At 65.5% G+C, this 18,160-nt stretch carries 16 protein-coding genes; 11 read left to right on the top strand and 5 right to left on the bottom strand.

Annotation, left to right across the window (positions count from 1 at the left end; translation table 11 throughout):
• Nucleotide 1: 1 nt before the first annotated feature.
• Nucleotides 2-1,372 (top strand): carbohydrate porin, encoded by a 1,371-nt coding sequence (locus tag CIT37_RS23755; RefSeq protein WP_404517177.1) that lies wholly within the window; start codon nucleotides 2-4, stop codon nucleotides 1,370-1,372.
• On the opposite strand, the gene CIT37_RS23750 is transcribed toward CIT37_RS23755, so the two are convergent.
• The 3 genes from CIT37_RS23750 to CIT37_RS23740 form a co-directional block, all read right to left on the bottom strand.
• Nucleotides 1,369-2,664: an MFS transporter gene (locus CIT37_RS23750; RefSeq protein WP_095425916.1), complete on the bottom strand. Its 1,296-nt coding sequence runs from the start codon at nucleotides 2,662-2,664 to the stop codon at nucleotides 1,369-1,371. The genes CIT37_RS23755 and CIT37_RS23750 overlap by 4 nt on opposite strands.
• A 111-nt stretch (nucleotides 2,665-2,775) precedes the next feature.
• On the bottom strand, nucleotides 2,776-3,972 hold the full coding sequence (locus CIT37_RS23745) for an acetyl-CoA C-acyltransferase (protein WP_095425917.1): 1,197 nt from the start codon (nucleotides 3,970-3,972) through the stop codon (nucleotides 2,776-2,778).
• Between the two features lie 277 nt (nucleotides 3,973-4,249).
• On the bottom strand, nucleotides 4,250-5,020 hold the full coding sequence (locus tag CIT37_RS23740) for an enoyl-CoA hydratase (protein ID WP_038946434.1): 771 nt from the start codon (nucleotides 5,018-5,020) through the stop codon (nucleotides 4,250-4,252).
• A 152-nt stretch (nucleotides 5,021-5,172) separates the two neighbouring features.
• Between CIT37_RS23740 and CIT37_RS23735 the strand changes: the two genes are divergently transcribed.
• Nucleotides 5,173-5,706, top strand: a complete 534-nt coding sequence (locus tag CIT37_RS23735; protein WP_038946436.1) for a PaaI family thioesterase — start codon at nucleotides 5,173-5,175, stop codon at nucleotides 5,704-5,706.
• Between the two features lie 64 nt (nucleotides 5,707-5,770).
• A complete protein-coding gene (locus tag CIT37_RS23730) occupies nucleotides 5,771-6,388 on the top strand; it encodes a TetR/AcrR family transcriptional regulator (protein WP_095425918.1) in 618 nt (205 codons plus the stop codon).
• A 103-nt stretch (nucleotides 6,389-6,491) separates the two neighbouring features.
• On the opposite strand, the gene CIT37_RS23725 is transcribed toward CIT37_RS23730, so the two are convergent.
• Nucleotides 6,492-7,406 carry a LysR family transcriptional regulator gene (locus CIT37_RS23725; protein WP_028145124.1) on the bottom strand — a complete coding sequence of 305 codons (915 nt, stop codon included), beginning with the start codon at nucleotides 7,404-7,406 and terminating at the stop codon, nucleotides 6,492-6,494.
• Nucleotides 7,407-7,508: 102 nt separating this feature from the next.
• Here CIT37_RS23725 and CIT37_RS23720 point away from each other — a divergent pair, with 102 nt between their 5' ends.
• From CIT37_RS23720 to CIT37_RS23685, 8 genes are all read left to right on the top strand, one after another.
• On the top strand, nucleotides 7,509-9,005 hold the full coding sequence (locus CIT37_RS23720) for a CoA-acylating methylmalonate-semialdehyde dehydrogenase (protein WP_038946438.1): 1,497 nt from the start codon (nucleotides 7,509-7,511) through the stop codon (nucleotides 9,003-9,005).
• Between the two features lie 156 nt (nucleotides 9,006-9,161).
• Nucleotides 9,162-10,307, top strand: coding sequence for an isobutyryl-CoA dehydrogenase (locus CIT37_RS23715; protein WP_095425919.1), 1,146 nt, complete (start codon nucleotides 9,162-9,164; stop codon nucleotides 10,305-10,307).
• The gene (locus CIT37_RS23710; protein ID WP_095425920.1) at nucleotides 10,304-11,371 is read left to right on the top strand and encodes an enoyl-CoA hydratase/isomerase family protein; all 1,068 of its coding nucleotides are present in this window, start codon (nucleotides 10,304-10,306) and stop codon (nucleotides 11,369-11,371) included. The genes CIT37_RS23715 and CIT37_RS23710 overlap by 4 nt, the downstream gene beginning before the upstream one ends.
• 27 nt (nucleotides 11,372-11,398) lie before the next feature.
• A complete protein-coding gene (gene mmsB, locus CIT37_RS23705; protein WP_018319883.1) occupies nucleotides 11,399-12,286 on the top strand; it encodes a 3-hydroxyisobutyrate dehydrogenase in 888 nt (295 codons plus the stop codon).
• A 128-nt stretch (nucleotides 12,287-12,414) separates the two neighbouring features.
• Nucleotides 12,415-14,130 carry an AMP-binding protein gene (locus CIT37_RS23700; protein ID WP_038972542.1) on the top strand — a complete coding sequence of 572 codons (1,716 nt, stop codon included), beginning with the start codon at nucleotides 12,415-12,417 and terminating at the stop codon, nucleotides 14,128-14,130.
• Between the two features lie 129 nt (nucleotides 14,131-14,259).
• Entirely contained in the window at nucleotides 14,260-14,739 is a 480-nt protein-coding gene (locus tag CIT37_RS23695) for a MaoC family dehydratase (RefSeq protein ID WP_028145119.1), read from the top strand.
• A gap of 106 nt (nucleotides 14,740-14,845) precedes the next feature.
• Nucleotides 14,846-15,763, top strand: coding sequence for an SDR family NAD(P)-dependent oxidoreductase (locus tag CIT37_RS23690; protein WP_095425921.1), 918 nt, complete (start codon nucleotides 14,846-14,848; stop codon nucleotides 15,761-15,763).
• A 38-nt stretch (nucleotides 15,764-15,801) separates the two neighbouring features.
• Nucleotides 15,802-16,980: a BaiN/RdsA family NAD(P)/FAD-dependent oxidoreductase gene (locus CIT37_RS23685; protein WP_244611266.1), complete on the top strand. Its 1,179-nt coding sequence runs from the start codon at nucleotides 15,802-15,804 to the stop codon at nucleotides 16,978-16,980.
• A 95-nt stretch (nucleotides 16,981-17,075) separates the two neighbouring features.
• Here the strand turns inward: CIT37_RS23685 and CIT37_RS23680 are convergent, their stop codons facing one another.
• Nucleotides 17,076-18,155: a D-TA family PLP-dependent enzyme gene (locus tag CIT37_RS23680; protein ID WP_028145116.1), complete on the bottom strand. Its 1,080-nt coding sequence runs from the start codon at nucleotides 18,153-18,155 to the stop codon at nucleotides 17,076-17,078.
• Between the last annotated feature and the right edge of the window lie 5 nt (nucleotides 18,156-18,160).

Genomic DNA, 18,160 nt, shown 5'->3' with positions numbered 1-18,160 from the left:
AATATCCGTGGCGGCCGCGATCGCCCTGGCCTGCACGGCGACGAGCGCGCTCGCCGGTGCCAAGGACGAAAGCGCGGCCGCATGGCTGTTTCCCAAATGGTTCAACGAATGGCACGACGGCCTTGCCAGCAAGGGCCTGAATTTCGGCGCCACCTATATCGCAGACAATATCGCCAACGCCGCCGGCGGCGTGAAGCGTGGCGCCATCCATTTCGGCCGGCTCGATCTGTCGGTCGATGCCGATCTCGACAGACTGGTCGGCTGGACCGGCGGCCGCTTTTACGCCAATGCTCTCGTCATCTACGGCCAGGGGCTCAGCCGCAACTACGTGATGAACCTCGCCACCATCAGCGAGATCGAGGCGCTGCCGGACCAGCGGCTCTACAACGCCTATTTCGAGCAGAGCTTTTTCAATGACCGCCTGAACATCAGGGCCGGCCAGCAGGCCGCCGATGTCGAGTTCTTCGACAGCCAGACCGACGACCTCTTCGTCAACGGCACCTTCGGCTGGCCCGCGATCAAGGCGTCCAACCTTCCGGCCGGCGGCCCGGCGCCGCCGATCGCGGTGCCCGGCATTCGCATCAAGGCCGCACTGACCGACAAGATCACCGCGTATGGTGCGGTGTTCAACGGCGATCCGTCCGGCTCCGGCGATGTCGATCCTCAGCTGCGCGATCATCATGGCCTGGCATTCCGCGTCAACGATCCGCCGTGGGTGATCGGGCAGGTCCGCTTCAACTACGACATCGATATCGGCGGCCGTCGGCTCGCCGGCAATTTCACGCCGGGCGCGTGGAAGCATTACGGCTCGTTCGACAGCCAGCGCTTGACGGCGGAGGGGATGTCGATCGCCGATCCCGGCGGCAGCGGCATTCCCGCAAGGCTCAACGGCAATTACGGCATCTTCGCCGTGATCGAGCAGGTGCTGTATCGTCCGCCTGAGGTCACCGAGACCAGCACGTCGGCCTCGCTCCCCGGCATCACCGCGTTCGGCCGCATCGCCTACAGCCCGCCGGATCGCAATCTGATCGACCTCTATATGGACGGCGGCATCGGCTTCGTCGGCTTCACGCCGGGCCGCCCGCTCGACCGCTTCGGCGTGGCCATGGCTTACATGCGGATCTCGAACAGCGCGCGCAATCTCGACGTCGACACGCAGGCCTTCACCGGCATCCGAAGCCCGGTGCGCAGCAACGAGACGCTGATCGAGATGATCTACGAGGCGCACATCAAGCCGGGCTGGCTGATCGCGCCTTACTTTCAATATGTGTTCCGTCCCTCCGGCGGCATCGCGAATCCGAACGATCCGAGCGGTATTTCCAGGATCGGTGACGCCGCGGTGTTCGGCGTCACCACCACGATCCGGTACTAGGCTGAGGCCGCCGCCGGCTGTAGTTTCGGTTGCCGCGACAGCGCCAGCACGATCAGCGAGGCGAACACGCAGAGCGCGCCGGCGATGAAGAACGCGGGCAGGTAGCTCTCATAGACCGTCCGCGAGAGACCAGCGCCGAACGCCGCGGTGCCGGCGCCGAGCTGATGGCCGGCAAAGATCCAGCCGAACACCAGATTGGCGCGCTCGGGCCCGAATTTCTGCGCGGTGAGACGCACCGTCGGCGGCACCGTCGCGATCCAGTCGAGGCCGTAGAACATCGCGAAGATCGAAAGGCCATAGAACGAGAAGTCGCTGAACGGCAGGAAGATCAGCGAGAGCCCGCGCAGGCCGTAGTACCAGAACAAGAGATAGCGATTGTCGTAGCGGTCCGACAGCCAGCCCGACATGATGGTGCCGAAGAAGTCGAAGATGCCCATGGCTGCGAGCAGGCTCGCGGCCTGCACCTGCGGGATGCCGAAATCGAGGCACATCGGGATCAGGTGAACCTGGACGAGGCCGTTGGTGGAAGCGCCGCAGACGAAGAAGGTCGCAAACAGGATCCAGAATGCAGTCGACTTCGAGGCATCGCGCAGCGTGCCGAGCGCCACGCCCGTGATCGAGCCGTGGCTCACGGGCGGGGCGGGCAGGGGCTCGGTGCCTTCGTCGCCGTACGGGCGCAGGCCGAGATCGCTCGGCCGGTCGCGCATCGCAAGCAGGACGGCCAGCGCAGAGACGCCGAGCATGATGCAGACGAAGCCGAGCGCCAGCCGCCAGCCGTAGCGTTCGGTGAGGCTTGCGAGCAGCGGCAGGAACACGAGCTGGCCGGTGGCGACGCTCGCGGTCATGATGCCGACGACGAGGCCGCGCCGTGCCGCGAACCAGCGCGTGGCAATGGTTGCGCCGAGCACCAGCGCGGTCATGCCGGTGCCGATGCCGATCACCACGCCCCAGAGGGCGACGAGCTGCCAGACCTGAGTCATGCCGAGCGATGCGACCAGCGCCGAGACCACGATCAGCTGTGCCGCCAGCGTGACGTTGCGCAGCCCGTAGCGGTTGAGCAGGGCGGCCGCGAATGGCGCCATCAGTCCGAACAGGATGAAACGGATCGACAGCGCGGAAGAGATCTCCGCCGTGCTCCAGCCGAACTCCTTCTGAAGCGGAACGATGAACACGCCGGGCGCGCCGACCGTGCCGGCGCTGATCAGCGCGGCAAGGAAGGTCACGCCGACCATCACCCAGCCGTAATGGATGTTGCGGCGGGACAATGCTGCCGCGAGCCAGTTCGAGATCATTGGGCCTCAATGTGGGTGGCGAGCCCCGAGGGACCCGCGTCATCGTTGCAGTCTGGCACAGGAAGGAGAAGTCTGAAATGACAGACTTCCCTTAATTTCGGACACCCGCGCTCAGCGCGCCAGCCGCTCCACCGCGATCGCCGTGGCTTCGCCGCCGCCGATGCAGAGGGCCGCGATACCGCGTTTGAGATTCTGGGCCTCGAGCGCATGCAGCAGCGTCACGATCAGTCGCGCCCCGGTGGCCCCGATGGGATGGCCGAGCGCGCAGGCGCCGCCATTGACGTTCAGCTTGTCGCGGGGAATGCCGAGGTCACGCTGCGCCGCCATCGCCACCACGGCAAAGGCCTCGTTGATCTCGAACAGGTCGACATCGGAGGCAGCCCAGCCGACCTTGTCGAGCAGCTTGCGGATCGCCGGGATCGGCGCCGTGGTGAACCATTGCGGCTCCTGGCTGTGGGTGGCGTGGCCCTTGATCTCCGCGAGAACGGGCAGGCCGCCCCGATCGGCGAGCGACCGCTTCGTCAGCACCAGCGCGGCGGCGCCGTCGGCATTGGCGGAGGACGCGGCCGGCGTGATGGTGCCGTTGGCGCGGAATGCCGGCTTCAGGCCCGGGATCTTCGCCGGATCGACCTTCAATGGATGCTCATCATTGGCGACGATGCGGGGACCGGCCTTTTCCGCGAGCGTGATCGGCGCAATCTCGACCTTGAACGCGCCGCCCTCGACAGCCTTGCGGGCGCGGCTGAGCGTCTCCATGGCATAGGCGTCCTGGTCCTTGCGGGTGAACTGGTACGTCTCCGCGGTGGCCTCGCCGAAATCGCCCATCGAACGACCGGTCTCGTAGGCATCCTCCAGCCCGTCCATCATCATGTGGTCGATGATGCGGTCATGGCCGACGCGATAGCCGCCGCGCGCCTTGGCGAGCAGATAGGGCGCATTGCTCATGCTTTCCATGCCGCCGGAGACGACGATCTCGGCCGAGCCGGCGCGAATGATGTCGTGCGCGAGCATGGTCGCCTTCATGCCGGAGCCGCAGACCTTGTTGACCGTGGTCGCGCCGGTGGCATCGGGCAGCCCGGCCGCGCGCGCCGCCTGGCGGGCGGGTGCCTGGCCCTGTCCGGCCGGCAGCACACAGCCCATGAAGACCTCGTCGACTTTCTCGGGTTCAAGTTTTGCGCGCTCCAGCGCCGCGCCGATCACATGCGATCCGAGCTTGTGGGCGGGGAGCGGCGAGAGCTCGCCCATGAAGCGGCCGAGCGGGGTGCGGGCGGCGGAGAGGATGACGACGGGATCGGCGGCTTCGGCCATGATGGGGCTCCCTGGAGGTGATGTGTAGGATTATGATCATCATATGATGCGGCGCAAAAAATGCAACCGTGGCAGGGATGAGAAAATGTCGTGGGTCGGATGAGATTTGTTGCGGCGCTGTTTCCTCATCCGTGTCCCGGACGCGGCGCGGCGAGCAACGTCGCGTCGCAGAGCCGGGACCCAGAGTCGCGCCGGCCTCGTTGGTGCGTGGGCCCCGGCTCAGCAGCGCACCGCCAAAGCGGCGCTGCGCTGCGTCCGGGGCACCGAAGCCTGCATCCTACCGTTTCCTGTTCACAAACGCCTGCATCAGCCGCGTCGGCTCGTCCGTCAGGAACGACTCGCCGAACACCTTGACGCTGAGGTTCACCGACTCCGTCAGCGGCAGTTCCTCCCACTGCCGCAGCAGCGCCTTCTGCGAGCGCAGCGCTTCGGGGCCGCATTCGAGCAATGCTTTCACCAAGTGCTCGATCTCCGCATCCAGGCCGTCTTCGGGCGCCACCTTGTCGACCAGGCCCCAGGCGAACGCCGTCGGCGCGTCGATATTCTCCGCCGTCATCACCAGCCAGCGCGCGCGGGCCCAGCCGATCAGACGGGGCAACAGCGCTGCGTGGATCACCGAGGGGATGCCGACGCGAACCTCCGGCATGCCGAAATGCGCATCATGCGCGGCAATCCGGAAATCGCAGGCGGCGGCGACTTCGAGGCCGCCGCCGAGGCACCAGCCGGGCATGCGCGCGATCACCGGGGCGGGGAAGGCGCGCACGGCCTCGCAGAGGTCGCGCAGGCGGCTGATGAAGGCTTCGGCCGATCGTTGGTCGAGCTTGGCCATCTCCTTGATGTCGGCGCCCCCGATCATGCTCCTCTCGCTATGGCCGCGCAGCACCACGACGCGGATGCTGCGGTCCGAGCTGAGCTGCTGCAGGCCTTCGCGCACGTCGTCGATCACCGGCGAGCCGAGAATATTGAGCGGGCCGGCGTTGCAGATCGCGACATGAACGACGCCGCGCGTATCGCGCGTCACGCCGCAGTGGGGGGTGAGCATTTCCATCGTGGCATCTCGAAGGTTTCGTGGACAGGCGCGAGGCGCGCGGGTCGGTGCCACTTCCGGGCCGAAACGTCCTTGTTGTCAAGCGGGGTGGGGCGAGTTGCAAGGGCGAAGTCCGTGGCATAGTATGACGAGTAACATACAAAAGGGATCCCATGACTGAACCCGACCAACTCGATCTGTTTTCGCCCGCACAGCGTCGCGAGCGCGTGGTGGACTGGCAGGTGCCGGCGCCGGTCGCGAAAGTAGCGATGGGCCTGTCGGGCATGGACGCCATGCTGGGCATTCGCGATGGCCGGCTGCCGCCGCCGCCTTTTGCAAAACTGATCGGCTTCACGGTGGGGGTGGTCGAGCCGGGCCGGATCGTCATGGAACTGGAGCCGCGCGAGGATCTCGAAAATACCATTGGCCTCATCCACGGCGCGACAGCAGCTGCGCTGCTCGATACCGCGATGGGATGCGCGATCTCGACCCGGTTGGAAGCCGGGCAGAGCTCCGTGACGCTCGACCTGAAAATGACCTTCCTGCGTCCGCTCTCGGTTCGCTCAGGCCTGATCTCGGCCGAAGGCAAGGTGATCAAGCTGGGGCGGCAGACCAGCTACGCCGAAGGCTTCGTCCGGGACGGCAAGGGCGCCCTTGCGGTGCACGCAACCGCGACGTTTTCCATGATCGGAAGCAACTTAACATGAATTAATGCACCCTTTTCGTCATTTGCGTGTTATGAGATGACCATCGACATTCAATGAGAACCGCATGCGCTACTCCCGGGAACACAAGCAGGAAACCCACGACCGTATCGTGAAGAGGGCCTCTGTGCGGCTGCGCGAAAAGGGCGCCCATGGCATCGGCGTGGCCGACCTCATGAAGGAGGCGGGCCTGACCCATGGCGGCTTCTACGCGCATTTCGATTCCCGCGAGGCGCTGGTGATCGAGGCGTTCGGTTACGCGATGGACCGCTCGATGGAACACTGGCGCAAGATCACCGACGAGGTTTCGCCGGACAAGCGGCTGGCGATGATCGCGGAGGCCTACCTGTCGGCGTTGCATCGCGACAATCCCGGCCATGGCTGCTCGATCCCGGCGCTCGGTGCCGAGATTGCCCGCGAGAGCCCGAAGGCGCGAAAGGCCTTTGCCGGCAAGCTCGACGAGATGATCGACGTGCTGGCGGACAACATTCCGAACATGCCGCGCAAGGCCGCACGCAAGCAGGCGGTTGCGACGCTGGCGACGATGGCCGGCACCATGCTGCTGGCGCGCATTGCAGGGTCGAGCGAGCTCTCCGACGAGGTGTTGAAGGTGGGCAGGGACAGTGCGCTGGAGGGCGTGAAGCGCGAGCCGAAGGCTGCTGCGCCAAAGAAGGCGAAGAGCTAGCCGAGGTGCCGTTGAATGCGTAGGGTGGATTAGCGAAGCGTAGTCCACCTCTTCGATTTCCGCGGAGGCAGGCGTGGTGGGTTACGCCTTCGGCTAACCCACCCTACGAAGTGCGTCCGGCAAACAGCGCTCGCTCGCGCTCCACGATCTCCCCGATGTAATCGGCCACCGCCCTGATCCGCGCCAGATCCTTGCTGTCGGCGTGCATCAGCATCCAGAATGTCCGCGTGATCGAGATCTCCTCGGGCAACACCGGAACGAGTTGCGGATAATCGCTCGCCATGAAGTGCGGCAGCACCGCGATGCCGAAGCCCGACAGCGTGGCATTGAGCTGTGCGATCAGATTGGCGCTGCGGAAGCGCGCCGAAATCCGCGGCGACACCTGCGGCAGATAATCGAGTTCCGGCGTGAACAAGAGCTCTTCGATGTAGCCGACGAAGCGGTGTTGCGGCAGATCCTGCCGCGAGGTGATCGCGGGGAAGCGATCGAGATAGCCAGGTGCGGCATAGAGGCCGAGGCGGTAGTCGAGCAGCTTGCGGCCGACAATGCGGCCTTCCTTCGGCATGGTCAGGCTGATGGCGATATCGGCCTCGCGCTTGGAGAGACTGAACAGCCGCGCGGTGGCCACAAGTTGCAGATCGAGATCGGGATACCGGTCGGCGAAGGGGGCCAGCCGCGGCGCCAGGAAGGCCGTGCCGAACCCGTCGGGCGCGCCGATCCGCACCGTCCCCGTCAGCCGCGCCACGGAGCCGCCGACCTGCTCCTGGTTGGCAACGATGGTCGATTCCATCGCTTCCGCGCTATCGGCGACGCGCTGGCCGGCCTCGGTGAGGAGGTAGCCGGTCTTGCGCCGGTCGAACAGCTTGGCCGAGAGGTGCTTCTCCAGCCGGTCGACGCGGCGGATCACCGTGGCATGGTCGACCCCGAGCTGTTTTGCCGCAGCCGAAACCGAGCCGCCCCGCACGATGGCCAGCACGAAGCGAAAGTCGTCCCAATCGATAGCGCCTTGATCCAGCATTTTCGCACATCTATGGTGCATTATCTCAGACTTGAATCCTATAAAATGCAGGTCGATAGGATTTGTCAAAGCGTTCAAGCTCGGCCTCAAGGAGATCATTCCATGCGTTCAGTCGGACATTTCATCGGTGGCAAGGAAGTAAAGGGCACTTCGGGCCGCACCGCCGACGTTTTCGAGCCGATGACCGGTGACGTCCAGGCCAAGGTGGCGCTGGCGTCCAAGGCCGAGGTCCGGGCCGCCGTCGAGAACGCCCGCGCAGCACAGCCCGAATGGGCCGCGACCAACCCGCAGCGCCGCGCCCGCGTCATGATGAAATTCGTCGAGCTGGTTCAGCGCGACTACGACAAGCTGGCCGAGCTGCTCGCCCGCGAGCACGGCAAGACTGTGCCGGACGCCAAGGGCGACATCCAGCGCGGCCTCGAGGTCGCCGAGTTCGCCTGCGGCATCCCGCATCTGATGAAGGGCGAATACACCGAAGGCGCCGGCCCCGGCATCGACATCTATTCGATGCGCCAGGCACTCGGTGTCGTCGCCGGCATCACGCCGTTCAATTTCCCGGCGATGATCCCGATGTGGAAGTTCGCGCCCGCGATCGCCTGCGGCAACGCCTTCATCCTCAAGCCCTCCGAGCGCGATCCCGGCGTGCCGATGCTGCTCGCCGAACTCATGATCGAGGCCGGCCTGCCGGCCGGCATCCTCAACGTCGTCAACGGCGACAAGGAGGCGGTAGACGCCATCCTCGACGACCCCGATATCAAGGCTGTAGGCTTCGTCGGCTCCACCCCGATCGCGCAGTACATCTATGAGCGCGCAGCTCAAACGGGCAAGCGCTGCCAGTGTTTCGGCGGCGCCAAGAACCACGCCATCATCATGCCGGACGCCGACATGGACCAGGCGGTCGACGCGCTGATCGGCGCCGGCTACGGCTCGGCCGGCGAGCGCTGCATGGCTGTCTCCGTCGCGGTCCCCGTCGGCAAGTCCACTGCCGACCGTCTCATGGAAAAGCTGATCCCGCGCGTCGAGTCGCTCAAGATCGGCACCTCGATCGATCCGTCCGCCGATTACGGCCCGCTGGTGACGCGCGAGGCGGTCGAGAAGGTCAAGGGCTACATCGACATCGGCATCAAGGAAGGCGCGACGCTCGCCGTCGATGGCCGCGGCTTCAAGATGCAGGGCTACGAGAACGGCTTCTATCTCGGCGGCTCGCTGTTCGACAACGTCACCAAGGATATGCGGATCTACAAGGAAGAGATCTTCGGCCCGGTGCTCTCGGTCGTGCGCGCGCACGATTACAAGGAAGCGCTGGCGCTGCCGTCCGAGCATGACTACGGCAACGGCGTTGCCATCTTCACCCGCGACGGCGACGCCGCCCGCGACTTCGCAGCCAAGGTCAATGTCGGCATGGTCGGCATCAACGTGCCGATCCCGGTGCCGATTGCCTATTACACCTTCGGCGGCTGGAAGAAGTCGGGTTTTGGCGATCTCAACCAGCACGGTCCGGACTCGGTCCGCTTCTACACCAAGACCAAGACGGTGACCTCGCGCTGGCCGTCCGGCGTCAAGGAAGGTGCGGAGTTCTCGATCCCGCTGATGAAGTAGGGCTGTTGCCCAGCCCGTCATTGCGAGGAGCGTAGCGACGAAGTAATCCAGAGTCTTTCCGCGGAGGCAGCCTGGATTGCTTCCGCCTTCGCCAAAGGCTTCGGCGGACACGTCGCTGCGCTCGCAATGACGATGGGGCAAGAGGGTAACGGCAGCATGCAGTTCGCTCTGAACGAGGATCAGATCGCGGTTCGCGACATGGCGTTGGCGTTTGCGGCGGAGAAGATCGCGCCGCACGCGCTGCGCTGGGACGAGGAGAAGCACTTCCCCGTCGACGTGATGCGCGAGGCCGCCACGCTCGGCATGGGCGGCATCTACATCCGTGAGGATGTCGGGGGATCCGCGATGACGCGGTTCGACGCGGCGCTGATCTTCGAGGCGTTGGCGACGGGCTGCCCGACCACCTCCGCCTTCATCTCGATCCACAACATGGCGAGCTGGATGATCGATGCCTTCGGCAGCGACACCCAGCGCCATACATGGCTGCCAAAGCTCTGCTCGATGGAGCTGATCGCCAGCTACTGCCTGACCGAGCCGGGCGCCGGCTCGGATGCCGCGGCGCTCCGCACCCGCGCGGTGCGCGATGGCGATCACTACGTTCTCAACGGCCAGAAGCAGTTCATCTCCGGTGCCGGCGGTACTGATCTGCTGGTCGCGATGGTGCGCACCGGCGGCGATGGCCCCGGCGGCATCTCGACCCTCGTCATCGACGGCAAGACGCCGGGCGTCTCCTTCGGCGCCAATGAGCGCAAGATGGGCTGGAACGCGCAGCCGACCCGCGCCGTGATGTTCGAGAACGCCCGCGTGCCTGTTACCAACCGCCTCGGCGAGGAGGGCATCGGCTTCAAGATCGCGATGGCCGGTCTCGATGGGGGCCGCCTCAACATCACCGCGTGCTCGCTGGGCGGCGCGCAAACCGCGCTCGACAAGGCGCGCGCCTACATGAAGGAGCGCAAGGCCTTCGGAAAGCGTCTCGACGAATTCCAGGCGCTGCAATTCCGTCTCGCCGACATGGCGATCGAGCTCGAGGCCGCGCGCACCTTCCTGTGGCGCGCCGCCGCGGCGTTGGACCGGAAGGACCCCGATGCCACCATGCTATGCGCGATGGCAAAACGCTTCGGCACCGATGTCGGCTTCGAGGTCGCCAACCGTGCGCTGCAGCTTCACGGCGGCTACGGGTACTTGAGCGAATATGGGATCGAGAAGATCGTGCGCGATCTGCGCGTGCACCAGATCCTCGAAGGCACCAATGAAATCATGCGGCTCATCGTGGCGCGCAAACTGATCGAGGGCGCGCGATGAGTTCGGTGGAAGAGGGCGATCTGGTCGCGCGCGTCGAGGGCGCGGCCGGGGTGATCAGGCTCAATCGTCCCAAGGCCATCAACGCCGTCACGCTGGAGATGTTTCGCGACATCGACAAGGCGCTCGATCGCTTCGAGGCCGATTCCGCCGTCGCCGTGATCGTGCTGGAAGGTGCCGGGGAGCGCGGCCTCTGTGCCGGCGGCGACATCCGCACGCTCTGGGAGAGTTCGAAGGTCAACGGCGACCTCGGCAAGATCCTCTGGCGCGAGGAATATATCCTAAACGCTCGGATCAAGAAATTCCCAAAGCCATATATTGCCTTCATGGACGGCATCGTGATGGGCGGCGGCGTCGGGCTTTCCGCCCATGCCAGCCATCGCATCGTCACCGATCGCACCAAGCTCGCGATGCCCGAGGTCGGGCTCGGCTTCTTCCCTGACGTCGGCGGCACCTTTCTGTTGTCGCGCTCGCCGGGCGAGATCGGCACTTACTTCGGCCTGACCGGCCAGACCATGAACGGGCCCGACGCGATCCACGCCAAATTCGCCGACGCCGTGGTGCCGACGGCCAAATGGCCGGAGCTGCGCGAGGCGCTGACCAAGGTTCGTCCAGGCGTAACTGCGGCCGATATTGGCAAGCTCATCAACGGCTTTGCGACGGCCGAGACCGCGGGACCGGTCGCGGCAAAAGAGCCTGCTATCGACGCATTGTTCGGCTTCGACCGGATGGAAGATATCTTTGCCGCTCTGAAACGTGACGGCTCGGAGTTCGCGCTGGCGACGCTGAAGACGCTCAACGAAAAATCGCCGCGCGGCATGGTGGTGACGCTGAAATTGTTGCGACTGGCGCGCACCGCGTCGAGCCTGGAGGAATGCCTGGTGCGCGAATACCGTGCCGCGCTCGAGGTGTTCCGCAGCGATGATTTTCGCGAGGGCGTGCGCGCGGCCGTGATCGACAAGGACCGCAATCCGATCTGGTCGCCGCCGCGGATCGAGGATGTGACGCCAGAGATGCTTGCGCCGTATCTCGCCGAGATCGGCGCCGACGAGCTGAAGTTCAACTAATCAACGATTGAAGCGGAGGAAACGACAATGGCCACGATCGCATTCATTGGTCTGGGCAACATGGGCGGCCCGATGGCGGCCAACCTCGTCAAGGCTGGCCACAAGGTGGTCGCGTTCGACCTCGTCGAAGCCTCGCGCAATCAGGCCAAGGCCGACGGCGCCGGCATCGCTGACAGCGCCGCGGGCGCGGTGAAGGGCGCCGATGTCGTCGTCACCATGCTCCCGGCCGGCAAGCATGTGCTCGGCGTCTGGAACGAAATCCTTCCCGCGATGACCAAGGGTGCGCTGGTCATCGATAGCTCCACCATCGACGTCGAGAGTGCGAGGCAGGCGCATGCGCTCGCCGGCAAGCACGGCGTGCTCTCGGTGGATGCGCCGGTCTCCGGCGGCACCGGCGGCGCCAAGGGCGCGACGCTCACCTTCATGTGCGGCGGCGAGGAGAGTGCATTCGCGGCGGCAAAGCCCGTGCTGGAGAACATGGGCAAGAAGATCGTGCATTGCGGCGGCGCCGGCGCAGGGCAGGCGGCCAAGATCTGCAACAACATGATCCTCGGCATTTCCATGATCGCGGTGAGCGAAGCTTTCGCACTCGGCGAGAAGCTCGGGCTCTCGCATCAGGCGCTGTTCGACGTTGCCTCGACCTCGTCCGGCCAGTGCTGGTCGCTGACGACCTATTGCCCGGTGCCGGGTCCGGTGCCGACTTCGCCCGCGAACAACGACTACAAGCCGGGCTTTGCCTCGGCGCTGATGGTGAAGGATCTGACGCTGGCGCAGGACGCCGCGAAGGCTGCGGGCGCGGCCACCCCGCTCGGCAAGCATGCGCAGGAGATCTATCAGTCTTTCGACGCAGCCGGGCAAGGTGGGGTGGATTTTTCCGGAATTATCAAGCACGTTCGCAGCCTCGCTGGAAAATAGCGAGGCTTCGTTGCCCGGATGGAGCGAAGCGAAATCCGGGTCAGCTGCTTCCAATGGCGTAGCCGGCCCCGGATTGCGCTTCGCTCCATCCGGGTTACGTTCGAAGATCATTTCGACGGGCCCGGAACATGACGACATTTCAGGACGCGCGCGCGTTTCTGCTCAAGCACCGCACGGACTACGAGACAGCGGTTAAAGGCTTCCGCTGGCCGGATCCGGTGCCCTTCAACTGGGCGCTCGACTGGTTCGACGAGCTGGCGAAGGACGCCGAAGCCAAGGACCGGCCCGCGCTCTGGATCGTCGACGCCGCGCAGGACCGGCAGACAAAACTGTCCTTCGCGGCGCTCTCGAAGCGCTCGAACCAGGTGGCGAACTTCCTCCGCGCGCAGGGCCTGAACCGCGGCGATCATCTTCTGCTGCTGCTCGGCAATGTGGTTCCGCTGTGGGAGACGATGCTGGCGGCGATGAAGCTCGGCGTCGTCGTGATCCCCGCGACCACGCTGCTCACCGCGGACGAGCTGCGCGATCGCCTCGATCGCGGCAAGGCCAAGGCGGTGATCGCCGCCGAGGATCAGGTCGCGAAGTTCGCAAACCTTGGTGCCGAGAACATCGTTCGCATCGTGGTCGGCACGGCTCACGACGGATGGCTCTCCTATGATGAGGCCGCAAAGGCCCCGGAGAGTTTTAGCGCCGACGGCCCGACTAATGCCGACGATCCGATGCTGCTCTACTTTACCTCGGGGACCACGGCAAAACCAAAACTCGTCCGGCACAGCCAGCGCAGCTATCCGGTCGGCCATCTGTCGACCATGTACTGGATCGGGCTGAAGCCCGGTGACGTCCATCTCAACATTTCCTCGCCCGGCTGGGCCAAGCATGCCTGGAGCTGCTTCTTCGCGCCGTGGAATGCGGGCGCCACCGTGTTCGTGGTCAACCAGCCGCGCTTCGATGCTAAGGGCCTGCTCGCCACCATCGGCCGCTGCGGCGTCACCACGCTGTGCGCGCCGCCGACGGTGTGGAGGCTGTTCATCCAGGAGAACCTTGCCTCCTTCAAGGTGAGCTTGCGCGAGGTCTGCGGCGCCGGCGAGCCGCTCAACCCGGAAGTGATCGACCAGGTGCAGGCCGCCTGGGGGCTCACCATCCGCGACGGCTACGGCCAGACCGAAACCACCGCGCTCGCCGGCAACTCGCCGGGCCAGAAGATCAAGATCGGCTCGATGGGCCGGCCGCTGCCGGGCTATCGCGTGCAGATCAGCGATGCTGACGGCCATCCCGCCAGGGAAGGCGAAGTTACACTGGTGCTCGGCGCCGAGCGCCCCGCCGGGCTGATGCAGGGCTATCAGAGCGACGACGGCAAGCTCTCCGGCGCCGAAGGCGAGCTCTATCGCAGCGGCGATGTCGTGTTCGAAGACGACGAGGGCTATCTTACTTTTGTCGGCCGCTCCGACGACGTGTTCAAGTCGTCGGATTACCGGATCAGTCCGTTCGAGTTGGAGAGCGTGTTGCTCGAGCATGAGCTGGTCGCAGAAGCCGCGGTGGTGCCGAGCCCGGATCCGATCCGGCTCGCGATCCCCAAGGCGTTCGTGCTGCTGACCTCGGGCGCGGAGCGGACGCCTGAGACCGCGCTGTCGATCTTCCAGCACCTGCACACGCGGCTCGCCCCGTTCAAGCGCATCCGTCGCCTCGAAATCGTCACCGAGCTGCCGAAGACGATCTCTGGAAAAATCCGCCGGGTGCAGCTACGCAGGCTGGAGCGCGACGATGATCGCAACGATCCGCTGCGCGGCCGGGAATTCCGTGAGGAGGATTTTCCGGAACTGCCGAAAACACGGAGTGAGACCTAAGTAGGCTTGTCATTCCGAGGCGATGCGTAGCATCGAACCCGGAATCCATCTTGCAACAGACGCCGTGGCGCGATGGATTCCGGGCTCGCGCTTCGCGCGCCCCGGAATGACGGCATTTGGAGTTGCTAAATGAACGAAGTCTGGAAGAAGCCGCCGATTTCCTTGGAAGCCTATCAGGCCATGGTCGGCAAGGAGATCGGCGTATCGTCGTGGCACCTGATCGATCAACCGCGCATCGACACCTATGCCGACGTGATCGAGGATCACCAGTTTATCCATGTCGACCCTGAACGGGCCAAGAAGGAGACCGCCTTCGGCACCACCATCGCGCACGGCTTCCTGACGATGTCGCTGCTGTCGATCATGTCCTATGAGGTGATGCCCGTGATCGCGGGGACCACGATGGGCGTCAATTACGGTTTCGACAAGCTGCGCTTCATCTCGCCGGTGCGTTCCGGCAAGCGCGTCCGCGGCCGTTTCGTGCTGGCCGAAGCCAAGCTCCGCAAGCCCAACGAGCTGCAGTCCCGCACCAACGTGACCGTGGAGATCGAAGGCGAGGACAAGCCGGCGCTGGTCGCGGAGTGGCTGGGTCTGATCTATTTCGCGTAGGGCGGCCGGGCTTGACCCGGCCAGCCATCGCTGCTCAAAAGCCTGTCAATTTGATGGATGGCCGGGTCGAGCCCGCCCATGACGACTAGCATGTAGGAAAGCACTCATGGCAATCAGGTTCGACGGACGCGTCGCCATCGTCACCGGCGCGGGCAATGGTCTGGGGCGTGCGCATGCGCTGGGACTGGCCAGCCGCGGCGCCAAGGTCGTCGTCAACGATCTCGGCGGCGCGCGTGACGGCACCGGTGGCTCGCTGTCGCCGGCCGAGACCGTGGTCGAGGAAATCCGCAAAGCCGGTGGCACCGCGATGGCGGATGGCGCCGACGTCTCGAATTTCGAACAGGTCACCGCCATGGTCGAGCGCGCCACCAAGGAATGGGGCAGCGTCGATCTCTTGTGCGCCAATGCCGGCATTTTGCGCGACAAGTCGTTCGGCAAGATGGAAGCGGCCGACTTCCAGAAAGTGCTCGACGTGCATCTGGTCGGCACCTTCTATTGCTGCAAGGCGGCCTGGGCCGGCATGCGCGACCGCAATTACGGCCGCATCGTGCTGACGACGTCGTCCTCCGGCCTCTACGGCAATTTCGGCCAGGCCAATTACGGCGCGGCCAAGTCCGGCATGGTCGGCCTGATGAACGTGCTCGCCGAGGAAGGCCGCAAGTCCGACATCCGCGTCAACATCATCTCGCCGACGGCGGCGACGCGCATGACGGAAGAGCTGCTGCCGCCGCAGGCGCTGCAATTGATGAAGCCGAACGCGATCACGCCCGCGGTCGAGTACATGCTCAGCGAAGACGCTCCGACCCGTACCATCATGGGCGCCGGTGCTGGCTCCTTCGCGGTGATCAAGATCGTGGAGAGCGAGGGCATCAACCTGCCGGAGACCGAATGGACGCCGGACGCGGTGGCCGCGCATTTCGCGGAGATCAGCGACATGTCGAAAGCCAAGGCGCTGACCGGGGCGTTCGAGCAGACGCAGAAATACGTGGCGCAGGCCGCGGCGCGGGCGGGGATCAAGCTCTGACCGACGTCGCCGTCATCGGGGCCGGTCCCGCCGGGCTGATGGCGGCGGAGGTGCAGGCGCAGGGCGGCGCGCGCGTCACCGTGTACGACGCGATGCCGTCCGCGGGCCGAAAATTCCTGATGGCCGGCCGCGGCGGGCTCAATCTCACCCACAGCGAACCGCTGTCGGAATTCATGGCGCGCTATCGCGAGGCGGCCCCGAAGCTGCAGGCGGCGATCGAGGCGTTTTCGCCTGAGGCGTTGCGCGCGTGGAGCGAAGCCCTGGGTGAGCCGACCTTCGTCGGCACCAGCGGGCGGGTGTTTCCAAAAGCGTTCAAGGCCTCGCCCTTGCTGCGCGCGTGGCTCCGGCGGCTCGATGCGAGCGGCGTGCGGTTTGCCTTTCGTCATCGCTGGACCGGCTGGGATGACGAGGGGCGGCTGGTGTTTCGAGCGCCCGATGGCGTGGCGGTCGTCACTGCCAACGCCACCGTGCTCGCGCTCGGCGGCGCGAGCTGGCCGCGGCTGGGGTCGGATGGCAGCTGGGCCGACATCCTCGCCGCGAAGGGCGTTGCCATCTCAAAGCTCCGGCCAGCCAATTCCGGCTTCACGGTCGCCTGGTCCGATGTGTTCCGCGATCGTTTCGAGGGCCAGCCGCTCAAGGGCGTGGCGCTGACGATCGGCGCGCATACGGTGCGGGGCGAAGCCATGATCACGCGTAGCGGCATCGAAGGCGGCGCGATCTACGCGCTGTCGGGGGAGTTGCGGGAGGCGGTGCTCAGTCTCGGGCAGGCGACGCTTTCGATCGCATTGCGGCCGGACCTCGACGCCGCCGCCCTGACCACGCGGCTATCAGGCACGCGCGGCAAGCAATCGCTCGGGAACTTCCTGCGCAAGGCGGCGCAATTGTCGCCGGTCGGAATCGGTCTGATGCAGGAGGCCGCCATCGTGTCCGGCCGGCCACTGGCCGCGTTCTCGCCCGCCGAGCTTGCGCATCTGATCAACGCCATTCCGGTTCAGCTCACCGGCGTTGCCCCGATCGATCGCGCGATCTCGACTGCGGGCGGGATCACCTTCGATGAGCTCGACGGCAGCTTCATGCTGCGAAAATTGCCCGGCGTGTTCGCCGCCGGCGAGATGCTGGACTGGGAGGCGCCGACCGGCGGCTATCTGCTGCAGGCCTCGTTCGCGACGGGAGCCGCCGCGGGCAGGGGCGTGCTGGCGTGGCTCGCCAGGTCGTAGGGTGGGTTAGCGAAGCGTAACCCACCACGTCTGTATCTGCATCGAGAGGAGTGGTGGGTTACGCCTTCGGCTAACCCACCCTACCAGAGCAATGCCTACCGCAACTTCCCGCGTGCCGCCACCGGCAGCGTGCCGATGATCTCCTCGCCGCGGACCATCACCACCTCGTCCATCATGTTGACGACGACACAGACGTGGTTGGGCACGATGCGGACGACGTCGCCGACATTGGGCCGAGTGTTGCTGCGGGAGAGATCGAGGAAGCCGTGCTCCTCGGCGAAGCGCGCGATCTTGGCTTCGGGGTGCTCCAGGATCAGGCCGTGGCCGTCGAGACCGCCGGTATCCGTGGTCAGCGTCTTCGAGCCTGCATCGAGGATGCCGCGCTCGGGTGCGGCGCGGCTCACCACGGTCGAATAGATGTGCAGCGCGCAGTCGTCCCAGGTCGCCGAGCCCGCCGCGACCTGCATGCGGTCGTTGTAGATGTAGGTGCCGAAGCGATGCTCGGTGCCGCCCTTGAGCTTGCCGATGTTCTTCAGGTTCGGCGTACCGCCGGTCGAGACGATTTTTGCGTCCAGCCCGTGCGCGCGCACGCCGGCCAGCGCTTCGTCGTAGAATTTTTGCGCGTCCGCCCAGCCGGTCTCGGTTGGATACAGCATGAAGCCGGCGAATTCGAGCCCCTTCGAGCTCGCGATCTCGCGTGCTAGCGCGATCGCCTCCGCCGGCGTCTCGACGCCGGCGCGCTTGCGCCCGGTGTCGCATTCGACCACGACCGAGAGCGGACGGCCCGACGCCGCCGCGGCCTTGGGCAGGCCGGCAACGACGGTCGAATTGTCGGCGGCCACCGTCATGTTGGCCTTGGCCTGCAGCGCACCGAGCCGCGCCATCTTCTCTTCGCCGAGGAGATTGTAGCTGATCAGGATGTCGTCGATGCCGGCATTGGCCATGATCTCGGCTTCGCCCAGCTTCTGGCAGGTGATGCCCTTCGCGCCGGCCGCGACCTGCATCTTGGCGATGGTCGGGTTCTTGTGGGTCTTGATGTGGGGACGGTTGGCGATTCCGGCCTCGTCGCAGGCCTTCTGGATCCGCGCGATGTTGCGCTCGACCTTGTCCATGTCGATGACGGCGCAGGGCGTGCCGTATTCGCGGGCGATTTTTGCGGCGAGGGGAGTTGTCATGGGAG

It is taken from the genome of Bradyrhizobium ottawaense (genome assembly GCF_002278135.3).
GTDB classification, from domain to species: domain Bacteria; phylum Pseudomonadota; class Alphaproteobacteria; order Rhizobiales; family Xanthobacteraceae; genus Bradyrhizobium; species Bradyrhizobium ottawaense.
This window is presented reverse-complemented; position numbering and strand designations above follow the sequence as displayed.

What these genes read in the sequence shown, in the direction of transcription:
- CIT37_RS23690 (WP_095425921.1), top strand. Translation starts at nt 14,846, where the DNA reads ATGGCAATCAGGTTCGACGGACGCGTCGCCATCGTCACCGGCGCGGGC.
- CIT37_RS23725 (WP_028145124.1), bottom strand. Translation starts at nt 7,406, where the DNA reads ATGCTGGATCAAGGCGCTATCGATTGGGACGACTTTCGCTTCGTGCTG.
- CIT37_RS23720 (WP_038946438.1), top strand. Translation starts at nt 7,509, where the DNA reads ATGCGTTCAGTCGGACATTTCATCGGTGGCAAGGAAGTAAAGGGCACT.
- CIT37_RS23700 (WP_038972542.1), top strand. Translation starts at nt 12,415, where the DNA reads ATGACGACATTTCAGGACGCGCGCGCGTTTCTGCTCAAGCACCGCACG.
- CIT37_RS23745 (WP_095425917.1), bottom strand. Translation starts at nt 3,972, where the DNA reads ATGGCCGAAGCCGCCGATCCCGTCGTCATCCTCTCCGCCGCCCGCACC.
- CIT37_RS23680 (WP_028145116.1), bottom strand. Translation starts at nt 18,155, where the DNA reads ATGACAACTCCCCTCGCCGCAAAAATCGCCCGCGAATACGGCACGCCC.
- CIT37_RS23735 (WP_038946436.1), top strand. Translation starts at nt 5,173, where the DNA reads ATGACTGAACCCGACCAACTCGATCTGTTTTCGCCCGCACAGCGTCGC.
- CIT37_RS23740 (WP_038946434.1), bottom strand. Translation starts at nt 5,020, where the DNA reads ATGGAAATGCTCACCCCCCACTGCGGCGTGACGCGCGATACGCGCGGC.
- CIT37_RS23750 (WP_095425916.1), bottom strand. Translation starts at nt 2,664, where the DNA reads ATGATCTCGAACTGGCTCGCGGCAGCATTGTCCCGCCGCAACATCCAT.
- CIT37_RS23695 (WP_028145119.1), top strand. Translation starts at nt 14,260, where the DNA reads ATGAACGAAGTCTGGAAGAAGCCGCCGATTTCCTTGGAAGCCTATCAG.
- CIT37_RS23710 (WP_095425920.1), top strand. Translation starts at nt 10,304, where the DNA reads ATGAGTTCGGTGGAAGAGGGCGATCTGGTCGCGCGCGTCGAGGGCGCG.
- CIT37_RS23715 (WP_095425919.1), top strand. Translation starts at nt 9,162, where the DNA reads ATGCAGTTCGCTCTGAACGAGGATCAGATCGCGGTTCGCGACATGGCG.
- CIT37_RS23730 (WP_095425918.1), top strand. Translation starts at nt 5,771, where the DNA reads ATGCGCTACTCCCGGGAACACAAGCAGGAAACCCACGACCGTATCGTG.
- mmsB (WP_018319883.1), top strand. Translation starts at nt 11,399, where the DNA reads ATGGCCACGATCGCATTCATTGGTCTGGGCAACATGGGCGGCCCGATG.
- CIT37_RS23685 (WP_244611266.1), top strand. Translation starts at nt 15,802, where the DNA reads ATGGCGGCGGAGGTGCAGGCGCAGGGCGGCGCGCGCGTCACCGTGTAC.